The 19641-nt window shown below is 68.4% G+C and carries 14 protein-coding genes; 4 read left to right on the forward strand and 10 right to left on the reverse strand.

Annotated features, from left to right (window positions below; all coding sequences use genetic code 11):
• Positions 1 to 432 precede the first annotated feature (432 nt).
• Together BLQ75_RS19020 and BLQ75_RS19025 are read left to right on the forward strand one after the other, a co-directional pair.
• Positions 433 to 1101 carry a glycosyltransferase family 2 protein gene (locus tag BLQ75_RS19020; protein ID WP_211481467.1) on the forward strand — a complete coding sequence of 223 codons (669 nt, stop codon included), beginning with the start codon at positions 433 to 435 and terminating at the stop codon, positions 1099 to 1101.
• On the forward strand, positions 1098 to 1784 hold the full coding sequence (locus BLQ75_RS19025; RefSeq protein ID WP_092604032.1) for a TIGR04282 family arsenosugar biosynthesis glycosyltransferase: 687 nt from the start codon (positions 1098 to 1100) through the stop codon (positions 1782 to 1784). Before BLQ75_RS19020 ends, BLQ75_RS19025 begins: the two co-directional genes overlap by 4 nt.
• A 26-nt stretch (positions 1785 to 1810) precedes the next feature.
• Here the strand turns inward: BLQ75_RS19025 and BLQ75_RS19030 are convergent, their stop codons facing one another.
• From BLQ75_RS19030 to BLQ75_RS19060, 7 genes are all read right to left on the reverse strand, one after another.
• The gene (locus BLQ75_RS19030) at positions 1811 to 2863 is read right to left on the reverse strand and encodes an NAD-dependent epimerase/dehydratase family protein (protein WP_092604033.1); all 1053 of its coding nucleotides are present in this window, start codon (positions 2861 to 2863) and stop codon (positions 1811 to 1813) included.
• 242 nt (positions 2864 to 3105) lie between these two features.
• Positions 3106 to 3807, reverse strand: coding sequence for a fasciclin domain-containing protein (locus BLQ75_RS19035; protein WP_092604034.1), 702 nt, complete (start codon positions 3805 to 3807; stop codon positions 3106 to 3108).
• A 132-nt stretch (positions 3808 to 3939) separates the two neighbouring features.
• Positions 3940 to 5538, reverse strand: a complete 1599-nt coding sequence (locus BLQ75_RS19040) for a molybdopterin-dependent oxidoreductase (protein ID WP_092604035.1) — start codon at positions 5536 to 5538, stop codon at positions 3940 to 3942.
• A 111-nt stretch (positions 5539 to 5649) separates the two neighbouring features.
• Entirely contained in the window at positions 5650 to 7530 is a 1881-nt protein-coding gene (locus tag BLQ75_RS19045) for a helix-turn-helix domain-containing protein (protein WP_170837571.1), read from the reverse strand.
• Positions 7531 to 7571: 41 nt separating this feature from the next.
• On the reverse strand, positions 7572 to 8915 hold the full coding sequence (locus BLQ75_RS19050; RefSeq protein WP_092604037.1) for an MFS transporter: 1344 nt from the start codon (positions 8913 to 8915) through the stop codon (positions 7572 to 7574).
• 65 nt (positions 8916 to 8980) lie between these two features.
• Entirely contained in the window at positions 8981 to 9760 is a 780-nt protein-coding gene (locus BLQ75_RS19055) for an SDR family oxidoreductase (RefSeq protein ID WP_092604038.1), read from the reverse strand.
• 850 nt (positions 9761 to 10610) lie between these two features.
• Positions 10611 to 12332, reverse strand: a complete 1722-nt coding sequence (locus BLQ75_RS19060; protein ID WP_092604039.1) for a carbon starvation CstA family protein — start codon at positions 12330 to 12332, stop codon at positions 10611 to 10613.
• A 107-nt stretch (positions 12333 to 12439) separates the two neighbouring features.
• Between BLQ75_RS19060 and BLQ75_RS19065 the strand changes: the two genes are divergently transcribed.
• Positions 12440 to 13246, forward strand: a complete 807-nt coding sequence (locus BLQ75_RS19065) for a hypothetical protein (protein WP_139183040.1) — start codon at positions 12440 to 12442, stop codon at positions 13244 to 13246.
• 11 nt (positions 13247 to 13257) lie between these two features.
• Here BLQ75_RS19065 and BLQ75_RS19070 read toward each other — a convergent pair whose 3' ends face one another.
• From BLQ75_RS19070 to BLQ75_RS19080, 3 genes are all read right to left on the reverse strand, one after another.
• Positions 13258 to 14229 carry an endonuclease/exonuclease/phosphatase family protein gene (locus tag BLQ75_RS19070; RefSeq protein ID WP_092604041.1) on the reverse strand — a complete coding sequence of 324 codons (972 nt, stop codon included), beginning with the start codon at positions 14227 to 14229 and terminating at the stop codon, positions 13258 to 13260.
• Positions 14230 to 14510: 281 nt separating this feature from the next.
• On the reverse strand, positions 14511 to 15188 hold the full coding sequence (locus BLQ75_RS19075; RefSeq protein WP_092604042.1) for an MBL fold metallo-hydrolase: 678 nt from the start codon (positions 15186 to 15188) through the stop codon (positions 14511 to 14513).
• Between the two features lie 33 nt (positions 15189 to 15221).
• Entirely contained in the window at positions 15222 to 15989 is a 768-nt protein-coding gene (locus BLQ75_RS19080) for a maleylpyruvate isomerase family mycothiol-dependent enzyme (protein WP_092604043.1), read from the reverse strand.
• Between the two features lie 639 nt (positions 15990 to 16628).
• Between BLQ75_RS19080 and uvrA the strand changes: the two genes are divergently transcribed.
• Positions 16629 to 19490: an excinuclease ABC subunit UvrA gene (uvrA, locus tag BLQ75_RS19085; RefSeq protein ID WP_092604044.1), complete on the forward strand. Its 2862-nt coding sequence runs from the start codon at positions 16629 to 16631 to the stop codon at positions 19488 to 19490.
• Positions 19491 to 19641 lie beyond the last annotated feature (151 nt).

Raw genomic sequence — 19641 nt, forward strand, 5'->3', positions numbered from 1 at the left:
CCGTGTGACGGCGGAACCGTCCGTCGCGGCTCAGTCTAGAAATCCACTCGGGTCCCTTCAAATCCGCGAGATCACTTTTTCGGGTGAGGGTCCGTGAACACGACGCGCGGAGGGGCGCTACGAACGCTATACACGACTGTGCCGTCGCGGTGGGGCGCCGCGCTCCGGAGTTCACCCATCGGTGGGCCGGGGAGGCCTGCAATCGGTCGCTCCCGTACGACCTCCCGCCGCTCGGGCCACGAATCGCCACCAATCCCTTCCCGGCCGGGCTCCGAACACTGTTCGGCGGGGTGTGTGGTCGCGCGCCCCGAGCGCTCCGTTGCCGGTAGCGACGACAGAGAACATTCCGATTACGAGGAGTCAGGCACAGTGATCCAGGATGGTCCTACGAGTGATGCCGACCACGCCGTTCGGAGCCCGAACATGCCGCCGTTGAACGAAACCACCGATGTAGAGGTGGTGCTGCCCTGCCTCGACGAGGCCGTAGCTCTACCAGCTGTGCTGGACTCGATCGTCGGCGGGCTCTCGTTGCCCGTCCTGTTGGTGGACAACGGTTCCAGCGACGGTTCCGCGGAGGTCGCGGCCAGGCACGGGGCACGAGTCGTCCACGAACCGAACCCGGGCTACGGAGCCGCGGTGCACGCGGGAGTGTCACACGCTCGCGGGCGGATCGTCTGCGTGCTCGACGCCGACGGTTCCGTGGACCCGGCGGAACTGCCGAACCTGATCGGGCCGGTGTCCTCCGGGGAGGCCGATCTCGTGGTGGGAAGGCGGGTACCGACCGTACGCGCGGCCATGGCGTGGCACGCACGAGCGGGCAACGCCGCGATCGCGGCACTGGTCCGCCGCCACGGAGTGCCGGTGCACGATCTGGCACCGGTGCGGGTGGCCGAGCGTGAGAAGCTGCTCGACCTGGGGATTCGGGACCGCGCGTTCGGGTATCCGCTCGAACTGCTGCTGCGGGCGGGGCGTGCCCACTGGCGCGTGCGCGAGCTGCCGGTGCGCTATGCCCCTCGGGCCAGCGGCACGCGGTCCAAGGTCAGTGGCTCGGTGAAGGGAACCGCACGCGCGGTGCGCGACATGATCAAGGTGCTGCGATGAACCCGACCGTCGTACTCGTGGTAGCCAAGGCTCCCGAAACGGGGGTGGCGAAGACGCGACTCACCCCGCCGCTTGCACCGGAACGGGCCGCTGCGGTGGCGGCGGCCAGTCTGCTGGATACGCTGGCCGCGGTCGGTGGGATGTCCGCCATCCATCCGGTGGTCGCCTGGACGGGTGAACTCGAACGGGCCTGTCGACATGACGAGGTGCGCGCGGCCATGGCCGGTATGGACCTCCTGTGGCAGCGCGGGGGCCACTTCGGCGAGCGACTCGCCGCGGCGCACGCCGACGTGGCCGAACGCTATCCGGGATGCCCCGTGCTGCAGATCGGGATGGACACGCCGCAGGTCACCCCCGAACTGCTCACTGAAGCGACGAGGACGCTGCGTCGTTCCGGCGGGCCCGAGGCCGTCCTGGGACCCGCCCACGACGGCGGGTGGTGGGCTCTGGGACTGCGCGATCCGCGTGCGGCTGAGGTGCTCGGTGTGGTTCCGATGTCAAGGTCGGACACCGGCGAGTTGACCGGCGCTGCCCTGACGCGACACGGTCTGCGCGTGGTGCGGTTGCCGGAGCTCTCCGACGTGGACACCGTCGAGGACGCGCGCCGGGTGGCCGAGCTCGTGCCGAACTCGCGCTTCGCCGGGGCGTTGTACGCCGAAGCCGGGCGGGAGAACGTGGGGTGACGGTGACCGGGGCAGTGCCGTTCGGCTCACCCCTCGGCCGCGTCGCGTTGTGCCGCGTTCGCGAACTCGGTGATTCCCTCTCCGAACCCCACCCGGGCCCGGAAACCGAGTTCCTTCGCGGCCAGCTCCGGGTCCGCCACGATGTGGCGCACGTCCCCGAGGCGGTACTGTCCGGTCACGATCGGAGCCGGTCCACCCGTCGCGGTGGCCAGTTGCCCCGCCATCTCCCCTATGGTGCGGGCCTCGCCCGAGCACACGTTGTAGGCCGCGAAACCGTTCGGCGGGTGTTCGAGCGCCGCGAGGTTCGCCTCGGCCACGTCGCGCACGTGCACGAAATCGCGGCGCTGCCCGCCGTCCTCGAACACGCGGGGTGCCTCCCCTCCGGCCAGCGCGGAGCGGAACAGCGCGGCCACGCCCGCGTACGGGGTGTCACGCGGCATGTGGGGGCCGTAGACGTTGTGGTACCGCAGCGCCGTGGCGTGTCCCCCCGTCTGCCTGGCCCAGGAGGCCACCAGGTGTTCCTGGGTGAGTTTCGTGGTGGCGTAGACGTTGCGGGGGTCGGTCGGAGCGTCCTCGGGAACCCGCCCGGACTCCAGCAGCCCGCCACAGTGCGGGCAGCGGGGCTCGAACACGCCCCGGTCGAGGTCCTCGGTGGCCCGAGGCCCCGGGCGGACGACGCCGTGGACGGCGCAGTGGTAACGCCCCTCGCCGTAGACCACCATGGAGCTCGCGAGCACGAGTCGCGTGACGTTCCGCTCGGCCATGGCCGCCAGCAGCCGTGCCGTTCCCAGCTCGTTGTGCTCCACGTAGGCGGGAGCGTCCGACGGGCCGGTCTCCAGTCCCACCATCGCCGCGTGGTGGCAGACCGCGTCGACACCGGACAGCGCGGTTCCGAGCGCCTCCGGGTCCCGCACGTCGCCGACGAGGAGCTCGTCCCGGTGACGACGTTGCCGAGCACTTGGTCCGTGCGCGGTGGGCAGCAGGTTGTCGAGCAGCCTGGTCTCGCCTCCCGCGGCGGCGATGCGTTCCGCGACGTGGGAGCCGATGAATCCGGCTCCTCCGGTGACCAGTACCCGCATCTCGACCTCCCGAACTGACGACTACCGCGGCAACGGTTCGTGATTGTCCAACCGCTCTGGAGTGACTCCGCCCATGGGGTGGAACTCCGTGCGGAACGGAACCCTCCGGACCACTGGGAGCCGCGTTCCGATCCGCACGGTCCCCGGGAGACGCGCGACCGGACCCGTTATCCGGCGAACCGGTTCTCGGGCCGGTGAAGACGCTGCCCACCGACCCGAGAACCGTGCGTCCTCCGCCTCGCTCAGGACTTCGGCGGCATCAGAACCTCGTCGATGACGAACACGGTGGCATTGGCGGTGGGGACGTTGCCGACCTGAACATTCGCCCCGTCGATTTCGATGTTCTCGCCGCTGCCGCTGATGGGGACCGTTTCTCCGTTCACAGTTTCGACCTCGCCGGCGTTTCCGAGCTGCTCGGCGCTCATCCTTTCCGGAACCACGTGGTAGGTGAGAATATTGGTGAGCTGTTCCTTCTTCGCGGGATCGTTGAGCAACGCGTCCAGCGTCGCGGGATCCAGCTTCTCGAAGGCGGAGTCAGCGGGGGCGAACACGGTGTACTCGGCGTCCGGCTTGTTCAACGTGTCCACCAGACCCGCCGTTTTGACCGCCTTGGTCAGGTTGGTCAACAACGGGTTGTTGCTCGCTGCCGTCGCCACCGGATCGTCAGCCATGCCCTGGGCGGAACCTTCGTCACCGGGGTTTGTGGGCACCTTGGAGGCCGCCGGACCGTAGATGTCGTCCACGGTGGTGACGCCCTGCTCGCTCATGCCGTCCCGGCCGGACCCATCCTGCCCCGAACCGTCGCCACCCTGCTGTGACTGCGACGGTGCCGACTGGTTCCGCTCGTTCTGGTCGCCGTTCTCGGCGCCGCCGCAAGCGGACAGCAGCAGGGCCATGGAAGCCACGGCACCGGTCACGACGGTTTTCACACGGGTGTTGCCCATAAGGATTCGTCGATACCTTTCTTCTCGTTCCTCGGAGAGGTGAAAGCGAGGTGCTTTCCCGGGAATTCGGAGCGCGGTGACACACCGATTGGTCGTTCCGCGAGTTTTTCCCTCTTTTTCGGGTGACCGTGGTCACCGCGCCGTGAAGAAGACCGAGTGCCACCCCGTGGCACCGTCCGGGACGGTGGGAGCCCGTTTCGCGGTCTGCGTGTAACCGGAGCGGTCGGTTGCACGGGACTCCACGGTGTGCCCGCCGGGAGGCAGGTCCAGGTCGATCCGCCACATCCGCCAGGTGTCCTTGTTGACGGGCTCGGACAGCTCCGCGCGCCGCCAGCTTCCCTCGTCGACGCGCACCTCGACCCGTTCGACACCGGTGTGCTGGGCCCACGCGACCCCGGCCACGGTGATCCGCCCCGCGGGGATCTTCTCGAAACCCGTGGGGCGATCGATGCGTGACTGGGTCTTGACGGGAGCACGCAGCGCCCAGCCGCGCTTGGCCCAGTACGGCCGGTTGTCCCAGGTGGTCACTTCCAGGTCGGTCAACCACTTGGTGGCCGAGACGTAGCCGTACAGACCGGGAGTGACCATGCGCACCGGGAAGCCGTGCTCGACGGGCAACGGCTCGCCGTTCATCCCCACTGCCAGCAGGGCGTCCCGGTCCGGGTCCGTGAGCGCCTCGATCGGCGTTCCCGCCGTGAACCGGTCCACGCTGGTGCTCAACACCTGTTCGGCACCGTCCCGCACACCCGCTTCGGCCAGCAGGTCACGCACCGGAACACCGAGGAACTCGGCGGTCGAGACGTAGGAACCACCGACGGGATTGGAGACGCAGGTCATGGTGATCGGTTTTGCCAGCAGTCGACGACTCGTCAGCTCGTCGAAAGTGAGTTCGATCTCTCGTTCGACCATGCCGTGCACCCGCAGCCGCCATTCCGAGGTCGGTACGCGCGGCACGCGCAGGGCGGTGTCGATGCGGTAGAACTCGCTGTTGGGCGTGATGAAGCTGGGGGCTCCCGAGCGCGCGAAGTCGGCGCCCTCGGGGATCGGAGGTGCCTCGACCTCCGGACGCGGCAGTTCGACAGCTTTCCGCGATCGGCTGACCCCGCGGGCGTCTCCCAGCAGCTGTCCGGCCGTGCCGGCAGCCCCCGAGGCGAGGGCGACCGAGGCGCCCGAGACGAGGAAGCGCCTGCGCCCGCTGGTGGTGCCCACGAGCCCGGTCGTCCCGTCCTCTTCCGCGTGTCGGCGTGGTTCGGTCCGCGCCGCTTCGCTATCCGGGGGGACCGACGGAGCCGTGCGGTGGAGCCAGCCGAAGACCCCGAGCCCCGCCAGCGTCGCCGCCAGCGGAGCCGTCAGGGCCAGCGGATCCGGGCCCACGCGGGAGGCGGCGGCCACCAGCCCGAGCACTCCGAACCCCGTGATCAGCACGCTGCCCGGAAGCGGAGTTCGCCGCGATGCCAGCCCACCCGCGGTGGCCAGCAGTACGATCACGAGACCCATGCCGACCAGCAGCGCGAGTTTGTCGGAGGTGCCGAAGAGGTCGATCGCCAGTTCCTTCACCGGCCGCGGTGCCAGGTCGATCGCCACGTTGCCCACCGCAACGTGCGGGGAGGCTCGCGGCTCGGTCAGCGCGGCGACCAGGTGTCCCGCCGTCAGGGCCGCCGCGACCGAGAGCAGAGCTGTGACCACGGCGGCGGTGTTGCCCAGCCGATGCCGGTGACTCGCACGGTTCATGACCGTTGTTCGGAGCCGCCCCCGAGCGGGACTGCTCGGCCATGTGATCGGCTCGGTTCCCGGCGAGACCGCGGACGGGTGTGCTCGGTGGGGAACGGTGTCCGGGTGGGATCACTCCGAGCCGGACAACCGGTGCAGTCGTAGCGCCACCTGGATCTCCAGGCCGCGTTCCGCGGACCACCAGTCCGTCCCGAGCAGTGTGGACACGCGCTCCAGCCGTTGGGAGACGGTGTTCACGTGCACGTGAAGCGCCCTCGCGGTCCGGCTCAGGTTGGCGCCGTGGTCGAAGTAGCTCCGCAACGTCTTCACCAGCTCGGTGCCTCGCCGGGAATCGTAGTCCAGCACTGGCCCGACAGTGCGACGCACATACCCGGAGAGGTCGTCTCGGTCCCCCAGCAGCACCCCCAGGAATCCCAGCTCCGCCAGGGCCGCCCCCTGACCCTCGCGTCCCAGGGCCAGCAGCGCCTCCAGGCACCGGCACGCCGCTCCGTACTCGTCCGCTATCTCGTCGAGTCCCTCCACCGGTCCGGAACCCCCGACGGTGACCGGCCGCGCCAGGCTCGTCCCGAGCGCACGGGCAGCGTTCTCGGCGGCACAGCCCGCGTCCGTACCGGGAAGCACGAGCACCAGGTGGTCGAGATGGGGCCCCGCCAGACCGTGCCGCTGTCCGGCGTAACGCGAAGCCGCCGAAGCCAGCCGCTCGCGGTCGACCTCGCCCGCGGGAGCGACCAGCACCACCTTGCTCCCACCCGGGTCGAACCCGACTCGCCGTGCTCGGGCCGCCAGACCGCGGTGCGCCCGCTCGGGAGCACCGAGCAGCTCGGTGATGAGCTCTCCCCGCACGCGCTCCTCCGCCTCGGCCGTTCGCCGTCGCAGCAGCAGCACCAGCGCGGTAACCACTCCGGCGCGTTCGAACAGGCGTCTGTCGGCGTTGGTGGGTTCGCGACAGCCGACCAGCGTCAGGCTGCCGAGCAGCTCGGGACCGGCCAGCGCCGCGCACACCAGGTTATCCCGCCACGGCACCGAGCGGCCACTGCCTCGGGACTGCCGGACAGCGTCCCGGGGCCACGGCAGGGGGGACGCCCCGGCGCGCGCCAGTTCGGTGCCGTCCTCGTCGTGCACCACGATCCCGCCACCGAGTACTTCGGCCACGGCTTCCGCGATGTCTTCGAGGTTTCCGTCGCGCAGCACCAGGTCGGTGAGGCGGTCGTGGGCCCGTTCGGCCCGCCGCATCGCCGAGTTGTGCTCGCGAATGGTCTCGTGCGCGGTGTTGAGCTCCACCAGCGCGTCCCGCGTCTCCTCCAGCAGCCGTGAGTTGTCGATGGCTATGGCGGCGTGATCGGCGAGTGAGGACAGCAGTGCCACCTCGTCGTGCGAGAAGTCGCGCGGTGTCCGGTCCGCCGCGTAGAGAACCCCGATCACCGAGCCCCCGACCGACAGCGGGACTCCCAGGATCGCCACGAGCCGCTCGTCGCCGACGGCGCGGTCGATCTCGTCGGTGTGGGTGAACCGTTCGTCCTCGAAGTAGGCGGGGGTGGCGTAGGGGCGGGCCGTCTGCGCCACCAGCCCGCCCAGTCCTTCGCCCATGCCGAGACGCACCTGCTGGAACAACGCAGACGCGCAGCCGTCGGTGACCCGCATGTAGGTGGTCCCCGCCCACGAGTCGTTCAGACTGAGGTAGGCCACATGGCTGCCCAGCAGCATCCGCGCACGATGGACGATGGCCCGCAACACCGCGTCGGGGTCACGCACCCGGGCCAGATCCCCCGCGGTGTCGAACAGAGCGGCCAGCTCCGACTCGTGGCGGCGCCGCTCGTCGAGCGTGTGGCGCACCCGCAACGCCAGCTTCCCGGCGCGTTCCACGCGCTCGAGCTCCGGTGTGGTAAGCCCGGCGGTACGTGCCTCCACCGGAACCTGGGCGAGCTGCTCGCTGGTGCCCTCGCCCGCGAGCAGCTCGAACAGGTGCAGCAGGTAATCCGAGCAGGTGCGCATGGCCGTCATCCTCGGGTTCGGCCATCACCGCTGACAACCATTCAACCGGTCTCCCCGGCGGTCGCCGGGCTCTCCTCCGTGAGCAGGGAACTCCCTCTGGTCTCGGTGGCGAACAGGATCGCGACCGAGGTGATCACCGCACCCAGCGCCACGTAGACCGCGATGGGCACCCAGCTGTCGAAGGCCGCCAGCAGTCCGGTGGCGACGGTGGGGGCGAGCCCGCCCGCGACCACCGATGCCAGCTGATACCCGATCGAGGCTCCCGAGTACCGCACGCGGGTTCCGAACAACTCGGACATGAAGGCGGCCTGTGGACCGTACATCGCGGCGTGCAGCACCAGACCCACCGTCACGCCGAGCGCTATCAGCACGAACGAACCGGTTCCCAGCAGTGGGAAGAACGCGAAGATCCAGAGGCCGGTTCCCACGGCACCGATCAGGTAGACGCCCCTGCGTCCGAACCGGTCGGACAACGCCCCCCAGATCGGGATGACCACGAAGTGCACCACGGACGCGATCAGAACGGCGTTGAGAGCGACGGACTCCGACATCCCCAGCTGCTCGATGATGTAGGTCAGCACGAACGCCGTGATCACGTAGTAACAGACGTTCTCGACGAAACGCGCTCCGGAGGCGATCAGCACCGCTCGCCACTGCTCGCGCAGCACCCGCACGATGGGAGGTTGCTCGGGAGCCGTCCGTTGCCGCGCGCGTTCGGAGGCCTCCAGGAACACCGGTGACTCGCTCACCGACAGCCTGATCCACAGCCCGACCAGTACCAGCACACCCGAGATCAGGAAGGGGATGCGCCATCCCCACGCCAGGAACGCCTCCTCCGACTGCACCGCCGACAGGATCGCCAGCACCGCGGTGGCCAGCAGGTTTCCGGTGGGGACCCCGGCCTGCGGCCAGGAGGCCCAGAAACCACGACGCGCGTTGTCGGTGTGTTCGGACACGATCAGCACCGCTCCGCCCCACTCACCTCCCAGGGCGAACCCCTGGACCACGCGCAGCAGGGTCAGCAGTACGGGTGCGGCCACCCCTATCGTGGCGAAGGTCGGCAGCAGTCCCACCGCGAACGTGGCGCCGCCCATCATCAGCAGACTGATCACCAACAGTTTCTTGCGCCCGAGTCGGTCGCCGAAGTGCCCGAACACCAGGCCACCCAGGGGGCGGAACACGAAGCCGATCGCGAAGCTCGAGAACGCGAGCAACGTGCCGATGAGCCTGTCCTCGGATGGAAAGAAAGCCTCGTTGAACACCAGCGCGGCCGCCGAGCCGTACAGGAAGAAGTCGTACCACTCGATGGTGGTGCCGATCATGCTGGAACCGACTATCCGGGCCAGCGATCTCCCGGAGGGCGGGTCCGACCGTGTCACGCTCATGTTTCACTCCTGGTTGTGCCGGAACACGAGAACAGCTGGGGGAGGAGGCGGTGACGGAACCGGCTTCACCGGGCCGTCCAGGCCCCGTCGATCGGTATGGCGGCCCCGGTGAGGTAGTCGGAATCCGGCCCGCAGAGCCAGCCGACCACCGCGGCGACCTCCTCCGGCTCGATGAGTCGTTTGATCGCGCTGTGCCGGAGGAAGACTCGTTCGGCGACCTCGTGCTCGGGGATGTCGTTGCTGCGCGCCTGGGCGGCGAGTTGCCCCTCCAACAGCGGGGTGCGCACGTAACCGGGGTCTACACAGTTGCTGGTGACCCCGTGTGGGCCACCTTCCAGCGCGGCCACTTTGCTCAGCCCCTCCAACGCGTGCTTGGCGGCCACGTAGGCCGACTTGTCGGCACTGGCCCGCACCCCGTGCACGCTGGAGATGTTGATCACGCGCCCCCACCCCCTGACGTACATGTTCGGCAGGCAGTGGCGCATCAGCAGGAACGGCGCGGTGACCATGACCCGCTGGATGCGGGTGAAGACGTCGGTGGGGAACTCGTGGATCGGTGCCATGTGCTGCAGGCCCGCGTTGTTGACCAGGATGTCCACCTCGGCGGGCAGCCGAGCGATTCCGGACTCGTCGACCAGATCCAGCACGTGCGCCCGCCCACCGACCTCGGCGGCGGCCGCGGTCGCCGCGTGCTCGTCGTGATCCAGCACGTGCACCAGGCAGCCGGCGGTGGCCAGTCGTCTCGCGCAGGCGAGCCCGATCCCGCTGCCCGCTCCGGTGACCAGTGCGGCCGAACCGGAAAGATCGACGCGTCCAGTGGGGTCGTCCGCGAACTCCCTCGTCATGCCGGATCACGCTAGCCGCCAGTCCCGGCGTGATCGATGTGATGATCGGACACAGCTGAGTACTTCGAAGTGTGCGGGGCGCATATTGTCCGCCCATCCGTGCGCCGACGGCGCCGGGATTCTCCGGCGAGGCTCCGGTCGAGGGCGTTCGGGACGGGGTGACGTGCCGAGGCGACCTGCTCGCTCAACGGGCGGTCCGGGCCTTCGGCCACGGCGGTGAGGGCCTCCCGGTGCAGCAGGTACTCCAGCGGGGGTTCCAGGCGTAGAGAATTCCGGTTGTCGCCATGGCGGACACCAGCGGGCGGAGAGCAACCCGCCCAGGAAATGCGCCCGCCACGACACCGGCCGTAGCGCCGCGCGGTGACGTGTGGTTCTTTCCCTCCTGCCGCGAACACGGGAAGGACTGTCGGGGAAGTCGGATGATCGTCGGGACACGCTGGCTCCTGTCGTCGGCGACCGGGGAGTTCTCCGACCGGTCGCGTGAGGAATGTGCGGGTTCCCGCCATCACCGGACTGTGGATCGACACCATTCTGGGGGTCCGCTCCTCCGGTGTATCGATTCCGGAGTGATCGGAGGACGTCACCGCGGATTTCGGTGCTTGACCACGAACCGAGTTCCCCGGGGGCGGGCCTCCGGAGGCTGCTGGCGCGGTGACCCGGTGCCGTGGTCGAGGTGCGGCACCACCGGACCTCCGGTGGTGCCGCACCGGTTCGTTCCCGGTAACGGGTGGCGAGCCGGTCGCGGCACGGATTCGTTCCTGCCGGGGTTACGGGTTCGCTCGCGGGGCCCGGCCACGACGGGAGCAGGAGCGGAGGACGACCGTTTCCGGTCGGTCCTGCCCGGCCCCCGTCATCCCTCGGTGGCGTACTCGCTTTCGGACGTCTCCATGGCGTTCCGGGTGTGCACCGCCCTGCGCAGCGCCACGGCCGCTTCCACGATCAGCCAAACCGCCAACAGGAAGATGATCACGTCGAGCGGTGCGAGCACCCACTGCTGCTGGTTGACGAATTCGACGAGGTTCAGCGTGAGCGCCCACGTGGTCATCACCAGCAGGAACACCAGGGGAATCAGCACGGCCAGCGGGTTGCGCCTGTTCTTGGTCACCCAAACGGCCACCACGGCCAGCGCGAGACCGGCGGTGAGCTGGTTGGTGGTGCCGAACAACTGCCAGAGCACACCGAAGGTGTAGCCCTGTTCGCCGCCACCCGGCAGCAGCGCCATCGCCAGCGGGATCACCACGGCCACCGTGCTCGCCAGCGTCATGTTGCGAGCCAGCGGGCGAACCCTGGTGATCTCGCCGATCTCCTGCACCACGTAACGCTGCAGCCGAACTCCGGTGTCCATCGTGGTGGCGGCGAAGCTGATCACCATGATCGTGGCGAACACCAGCCCGAAGCTGACCGGAAGCCCGAGGTTGTTGGCGAATCCGGCCACTCCCTCCACGAAGTTCTGCGTGGCGCCGTCGGAGGCCTTGGCGAAGCTGGAGTAGAGGTTGTTCCACTCCACGGTCGATCCCACGGCGCCCGCGGTGACCGCCAGCACGGCGGCCAGCGCGAGGGAGCCCTCACCGACGGCTCCCATGTAGCCGATGTAGCGAGCGTCGGTTTCCTTGCCCAACTGCTTGGACGACGTTCCCGACGAGACCAGGCTGTGGAAGCCGGATACCGCTCCGCAGGCGATGGTGACGAACAGGAACGGGAACCAGCTCGGAGAACCGGCGGGCACGTCGTTGATCGCGGGGGCGACTATTCGGTCGAAACCGACGAGGACTCCCAGCAGGATCACGGCGAGTCCGATGAACAACTGGTGGGAGTTGATGTAGTCCCTGGGCTGCAGCAGGACCCACACCGGGAGCCGGGAGGCGACGAAGGTGTAGGCGAACAGGAACACCACCCACAGTGTCCTGGGCTCCACCCCGAGCGTGGCCGCGAGCGGGTCCAGTGACACGGGGAAGGCCATCCCCAGCAGAATGGTCAGGTACAGCACGACGACCCCCACGATCGAGGGTAAGAAGGCCGACGAGCGGGTGTGGTAGACGTACTGACCGATCCCGATGGCCAAGGGTACCTGCAGCAGCACGGGCAGCACGGCAGCCGGGTTGGCTACGAACAGGTTGGCTATGACCACGGCGAACACAGCGTTGACCAGGGTCAGCAGAAAGAAGATGATCAGCAGGAACAGGGTGCGAGCGCGCTTGCTGATCACGTCACGGGCCAGTGTCCCGATGCTCTCCGCTCGGTGCCGCACCGAGACGACCAGGGAGCCGAAGTCGTGCGCGCCCGCCGCGAAGATCGTGCCGAGGGTGATCCACAGCAGTGCCGGTCCCCATCCCCAGAACACCGCTATGGCGGGTCCCACGATCGGTGCGGCGCCGGCCACCGAGGTGAAGTGGTGTCCGAACAGCACGTGCTTGTTCGTCGGTACGAAGTCGACTCCGTCACCCTTGTGGTGAGCGGGGGTGACGAACTCGGGATCCAAACCGTACACGCGGCGCGCCAGATAGGCCGAATAGTATCGGTATCCTAGAGCGAAGATCCCCAGAACGACCAGGGCCGGAACGATCGCGGGCATGTCTCACTCCTCCGGCGTGGCTGCGGCGTCCGACAACGTGGTATAAGCCACCCACGGAGAGTATCTCCCATTCAGGGGTCACACACCAGGTTGAAAGGGCGGAGTCGTTGCGGCAGATCCGTTCAGTGTGGCGCGAGGCGCTGACCGGCGAACTGTGCTGGGTGGACTCGGCGGGGAGTCCGAACGGGATCGCCGTGACACCGCTACTGCGTGGTGAAGCCCCCTGCGTGGCACTGCCGTACTCCTGTAGCGCGACGATCGACCTGCTGGAGACGGCTCACGAGATCGGGTTCGCCGTCACGGATCGGCGTTCGTTGCGCGAGGGGAGGGACGGGCTCACGGCCTTCGGCCCCGTCCGAGTGACACACGATCTGTCGGGTTCGGTGTTCGGCGGGGAGATGCTCGAACAGGAGCTGCGCAAGTACCCGCCCTCGCGCGCGCTCGCCGACAGCCTGTTGCTGCGTCGGGAGAACTGGTGGTGGATGCCGCGAGTGATCGTGGAACTGTCCGCGGTGAACCGTCTCGTCGAGTCCGCTCCCCGCAGCGATCCGGCTCGTCACGCGTTGTTGGTTCACGGTTCGGAACGAACGGAGATGTCCACGGTCGAGGTGGGCGACCGGACGAACGATCGAACGAAACTCACCCCGTTGGATGATGTGTCCTTGCCCGACGGAGTGAGAGGAACGGTGTTCGGCTACGATTACACCAGTGCTGATCTCGAACGATGGGAGAGCTGGCGGTTCTCCGGTCGGGTGAGCGCGGGGGAGCTGGAGGTTTCCGAGAGCGAGGGAGAACCGGGCGAGCGGTTACGCCCGCTGGGGCTGCTGCGGCGGATTCGCCGCAGGCACGGGACGGCCAAGGCCTGCCGCGCCGGGATCATCGCCGCCGAGCGCTGTGTGGACGCGCGTTCCTGACGGTTCGCCGTTCAGGGAAGGCGCGAGAACCTTTCCGAGCCGCCGCAGTGCGGCACGAGGTTGCTCTCGGCCCCTGGGTTCGGGGACTTCGCGGTGGTGCCGCCCCTCCCGACGCGGCGCGTCGGCGAGGTCCGCTCCGCTGGGCCGACCGTCAGGTCCGCGGTCACCGGTAGGTGGTCGGAGGCAGTGCTGGACACTACTTCGGAACTGTCGATCCCGATTCCGGCCGAGACCGCTATGTGGTCGAGCCGAAAAGCGGGGTGTCGAGCGGGGTAAGTGGCCGCGCCGCTGTGCCCGGCCACGTCGCGCAACCGCGTCCAGAGCGGTGTCAGCTCCGGCGCCCGCGAGGCCGCGTTGAGGTCCCCCAGCAGCACCTGGGGATGCCCCGGGTGGTCCCGCGCCAGGGTGGCCACGATCTCGCGCGCCTGGATCCGGCGCGTTCCCGGCTCCTTCCGATGGTCCAGGTGAGCCGCGTACACGTGGAGGGGAGTACCGGCCACGTCCACGACCACTTCGGGGAAACCCGGCAACGTGACGGGGGAATCCGACGGGTGTTGGGTGCTCCGTCTGGACATCGGGTGGTTGATCGTGGCGATGACGGGTCGTTCGCTTAGCACGGCCAGGCCGAACCGCCGTTTCGGTGCCCCTTCCCGGGTGGGGGGAAGGGAGTAGACGGGTGCGAAGAAGGCATGGACCCCCAGCGCACCAGCCAGTACTCTCACCTGATCGCGCCATGCGCTGCGTTCCGACCAGTGCACGTCCACTTCCTGCAGCGCGACCACGTCGGCGTCCGCCCGTTCGATCACCGAAGCCGTTCGCTCCAGGTCCAGCCGCCCCCGCCCGTCACGGCCGGAGTGGATGTTGTACTGCATCACTCGTACGTGGCGGCTCGGCTCGGCGCACCGGTCGGTCCGCTTCGGCGGGGAAACGCCCTGGGGCAGTACCAGCAGCACGCCAAGCAGTGCGATGGTCAGACGGGGCACACCAGGCAGTCTGCCGCCCCGGAATTCCGCGAGCCCCCGCCCGGATCCGGTGTGTCGTCGGATCCACGTCGGGCCGACGGAAGCAGCGGGCCCCGGTGGTCGGAGCCCGGGGGCGGCGGTTCCACTGTCCCGGCGCTCTCGGGAGTCACCTCGGCGACGACGGGCGCGACCCGGTGGGACGTACCCGTCCACCGGTGGAGCTCGCTTCTACCGGGGTGCGGGCGGCGAGTTCCCGAACGGGCGATCACGGCCGCGGTTACAGTGCCCGGCCCGTTCGGTTCTCACCAACCGCGTGCGCGCCATTCGGCCAGCTTCGGGCGCTCCGTCCCCAGCGTCGAGTCGTCCCCGTGGCCTGGGTAGAACCACGTGTCGTCCGGAAGTACGCCGAAGACACGGTTCTCCACGTCGTCGATGAGCGAACGGAAGTCCTCCGGCGAGCCGGTCTTGCCCACCCCACCGGGAAACAGCGAGTCGCCGGTGAACAGGTGGGGGTGGCCGACCGGATCACGGTAGAGCAGCGCGATCGAACCCGGTGTGTGCCCACGCAGGTGTATGACCTCCAGGGCGGACTCGCCGACCTGGATGTTGTCGCCGTGCTCGACCTCCCTGTCCGGTGGTACCGGCAGTGGTTCCGCGTCCTCGGGGTGGGCCACAGTGTAGGAGCCGGTCTGACCGGCGATGGAGCCCAGCGCCTGCCAGTGGTCCGGGTGCCGGTGCGTGGTGACGATGGTGCGCAGCCGTGGCCGGTCCTGGTCGTGGCCCAGCAGATCGGTCAACCGCTCCGGCTCGTCGGCCGCGTCGACCAGCAACGCGTCCCCGGTGCGTCTGCACGTGAGCAGGTACGCGTTGTTGTCCATCCGTCCCACGGAAATCTTGGTGATGGTCAACGCGTCGAGCCGCCGCCGGGCGGCGTCACCGCCCGGCCGTACGTGTCCGGTGTAGTTCTCCTGGATCTCCACGACCCGAGCCTAACCGGTACCGACAGCGGTCGATCACAGCCACGGCGGCAGCTCGGGCGGATCTCCGGAGAGGCCGTCGGCACTCGTCCTGCCCAGTAGCCACCCCAGAGCCGTTCCGGCGTCGCCCCGAACCCGGTGTTCGGACGAGCCCGGCGTACCGAGCCGCCACGTGGCACCGCTGCCGTCCGTGAACTCCACGTCGAGCGCGAGTGGAGGTACGTCGGGGCGACCGCCGAGCTGACGAACGGTGTCGTTGAGCAGCCATTCGATCTCGTGGCGCGGAATGTCGTCGAATCCGAAGCCGAAATCCAGGTCCACCGAGTGCACCCGCACCTCGTGCAGCCGGATTCGCGGTATCTCACGTGCGGGCACGGGTTTGCCGGGGGCCACCTCCACCTCGAAGAGCCACGACGGGGACGGAAGCGTGCGGAACGCCTCGGCCAACCGGCCCGAGGCCGCGGCGAGGTCTTCCACCAGCAGTCGGTGACCACGCCGTGCGCCCTCGGATATGTCCGCGTCCCTGTCCTGCCTGCTGGCGTACATGGTGTGCTCCACCCCCGTGCGCGCCCAGGTGAGCAGGTTGGCGCACCCGTCGGCGTTGCGAGCCAGGTGCGAGATCACGTGAGCCCGGCTCCAGCCGGGCAGCAGACTGGGCTCGCGTACCGACAGGTCGTCCATGTCTTCGAGCATGGTCAGTAGCCTCGCCGTGGCCCGCTCCACGGCCGCCAGCGCTCCTTCGGGCCGCGGGCGATTTCGTACCACTTCCTCGTCGGCGTGGTGGTCGAACTCGAGATCGGTCATGTCTCCCCGCCTTCGCGCAGCCTCGATGTCGTCGTTCCGAGCCATCGGGGCGCGGCCTTGGAGTTCACAGCAGTGTTTCCGAGCCGAGCGCTCGGCCGCCGGCGCGGAGCGAGGTGCGCCGCGTCCCTCGGGCAGGCCTCGGGCAGCGGCGCGGCCCCCGCCCGAGCTCATCGCGAGGCATCGCCCCGCCTGCCGGTACTCGGGCGGGCACGAGTCCTGCTGTGTTTTCGGGCCGTCGCGGTCGAGGATAAGCGTCCTCATGTCCGTGGCGGTAGTCTCGTGGCGTCGTCACATCGGTGTGCGGCCGCGTGGACTCCGCGTTCGTTTCACATATATCACTCGTAAGTGTGAGGCAGCTCGGTCGCGTTCCGAAACCGAGGCGGTTCGGAATGTGTGTCCCGGTCACAGCGTTGCCGAGGAAGGCGGGTGAGCCCCGGATCCCCGTACCGGGGTGACCGTGTCCGGCCGTACTGTCGGTCCGCTGCAATAGCATGGGTGGGACCGCGCCCCGCGCCCACCGAGCTGCGGCGTTCGGTTGTCGGCAGCCGCGGGCGGGGACCGTGGTGAAGCGGTGATGACGGCGGCCGCTGCACCACGACGTGCATCCGCAGACCACATACTTTGTGAAGGGATCTTCGAGTGGCTGACCGCCTAGTCGTGCGCGGCGCGCGTGAGCACAATCTCAGCGGAATCGATCTCGATCTGCCGCGCGACAGCCTGATCGCTTTCACCGGGCTGTCCGGCTCCGGCAAGTCGAGCCTGGCGTTCGACACGATCTTCGCCGAGGGCCAGCGTCGCTACGTGGAGTCGTTGTCGGCCTACGCCCGGCAGTTCCTCGGCCAGATGGACAAACCGGACGTGGACTTCATCGAAGGGCTGTCTCCGGCCGTTTCCATCGACCAGAAATCCACCAGCAAGAACCCCCGGTCGACCGTCGGCACCATCACCGAGGTCCACGACTATCTACGGCTGCTGTTCTCCCGGGCCGGCAAACCGCACTGCCCGGAGTGCGGCGAGGCCATCAGTAAGCAGACTCCGCAGCAGATCGTCGACCAGGTCCTCGCGATGCCGGAACGTACCAGGTTCCAGGTGCTCGCACCCGTGGTTCGGGGGCGCAAGGGCGAGTACGTCGACCTGTTCGAGCAGCTACAGACCCAGGGGTACGCGAGGGTGAGGGTGGACGGCGTCGTCCACCCGCTCGACTCGCCTCCGACCCTGAAGAAGCAGGAGAAGCACGACATCGCGGTGGTCGTGGACCGGTTGACGGTCAAACCCGGTGCCAAGCAGCGGCTCACCGACTCGGTGGAGACAGCGCTGCGGCTGGCCGACGGCCTGGTCGCGCTGGAGTTCGTCGACGTCGAGGAGCAGGATTCCCAGCGGGAGCGCAAGTTCTCGGAGAACTTCGCCTGCCCCAACGGCCACCCCTTCGGCGTCGAGGAGCTGGAGCCGCGGGCCTTCTCCTTCAACTCCCCCTACGGTGCCTGCCCGGACTGCGCGGGGCTCGGCATCCGGAAGGAGGTGGACCCGGAACTGATCGTGCCCGATGAGGATCTCTCGTTGTCGGAGGGTGCGATCGCACCGTGGTCGGGAGGCAACACCGCCGAGTACTTCACCCGTATGCTGACCGCCCTGTCGGAATCGGTCGGTTTTCGGATGGACACGCCGTGGAAGCGGTTGTCCACCAAGGTCAAGAAGGCCGTGCTGCACGGCAGCAACGACCAGATCCACATGCGCTACCGCAATCGCTACGGCAGGCAGCGCTCCTACTACGCCGCCTACGAGGGCGTGATCCCTTTCCTGGAACGTCGGTTGGACCAGACCGAGTCCGACTACGCGCGGGAGAAGTACGAAGGCTACATGCGCGACGTTCCCTGCCCCTCCTGTGCCGGGACGCGGCTCAAACCGGAGATCCTGGCCGTCACCGTGCACAACCCCGAGATGGGGGAGATGTCCATCGCCCAGGTGAGCTCGCTGAGCGTGCGGGACTGCTCGGCGTTCCTCGACGGGCTCGTGCTCGGGGAGCGGGAGCAGATGATCGCCGGCCGGGTTCTCAAGGAGGTGCAGGCCAGGCTCGGTTTCCTGCTCGACGTGGGGCTGGACTACCTCTCGCTGGACCGCCCCGCGGGCACGCTCTCTGGAGGCGAGGCACAGCGCATCCGCTTGGCCACCCAGATCGGTTCCGGGCTGGTCGGCGTGCTCTACGTGCTGGACGAACCCTCGATCGGTCTGCACCAGCGGGACAACCATCGCCTGCTGGACACGTTGAACAGGCTCCGCGATCTCGGCAACACCCTGATCGTGGTGGAGCACGACGAGGACACGGTGCGCAACGCGGACTGGGTGGTCGACATCGGTCCCGGGGCGGGCGAGCACGGAGGACGTGTCGTGCACGCCGGACCGGTGAACGAGCTGCTCGCCAACGAGGAGTCGCTGACCGGTGACTACCTGGCCCGGCGCAAGCGTATCGAGCTTCCCGCCGAGCGCAGGTCCCGTGATCCGAAGAACCAGCTGACCGTGGTAGGCGCCAGGGAGAACAACCTCCGCGAGATCGACGTATCGTTCCCGCTGGGTTGCCTGATAGGGGTGACCGGCGTCTCCGGTTCCGGAAAGTCCACCCTGGTCAACGACATCCTGGCCTCCTCCCTGGCGAACAAGCTCAACGGTGCCCGTACGGTTCCCGGCAGGCACAAGCGCATCAGGGGGATCGACAACGTGGACAAGCTCGTTCAGGTCGACCAGTCCCCGATCGGGCGTACCCCTCGTTCCAACCCCGCCACCTACACGGGGGTCTTCGACCGGATACGCAAGTTGTTCGCCGCCACCACGGAGGCGAAGGTCCGCGGCTATCAGCCGGGCAGGTTCTCGTTCAACCTCAAGGGCGGGCGTTGCGAGGCCTGCGCGGGTGACGGAACGCTCAAGATCGAGATGAACTTCCTGCCCGATGTCTACGTCCCCTGCGAGGTGTGCAAGGGAGCCCGCTACAACCGGGAGACCCTCGAGGTCCACTACAAGGGCAAGACCATCGCCGAAGTCCTCGATCTTCCCATCGAGGACGCCGCGGAGTTCTTCGAACCGATCACGGCCATTCACCGCCACCTCAAGACCCTGGTCGACGTCGGGCTCGGTTACGTCCGGCTGGGGCAGCCCGCCCCGACGCTGTCCGGGGGCGAGGCCCAGCGGGTCAAGCTCGCCAGCGAGCTGCAGAAACGCTCCACCGGTCGAACCGTCTACATCCTCGACGAGCCGACGACGGGACTGCACTTCGAGGACATCCGCAAGTTGCTCGGTGTGGTCAACGGTCTGGTCGACAAGGGCAACACCGTGATCGTGATCGAGCACAACCTCGATGTGATCAAGATGTCCGACTGGCTGCTGGACCTGGGGCCCGAAGGGGGCAGTGGTGGCGGCACGCTCGTCGGGCAGGGGACCCCGGAGCAGCTCGCGGAGGTGGAGGAGAGCTACACGGGCAGGTTCCTGGCTCCGGTGCTGGCCGAACACTGAATCACCCCTCTCGCCTCCCGTACGACGGTGGGCGGGACGGTCCCGGCTCGGTGGGAGCCGAAAGTGCCCGCCTCCGGAGCGTCTCCCGCCCACCCAGCGAGAACTACGCCGGTGTTCGGTTCGGTGCCCGTTGGTGCGGGCTGATCACCGG

This window comes from Actinopolyspora xinjiangensis (assembly GCF_900104475.1).
In the GTDB taxonomy this organism is placed as follows: Bacteria; Actinomycetota; Actinomycetes; order Mycobacteriales; family Pseudonocardiaceae; genus Actinopolyspora; species Actinopolyspora xinjiangensis.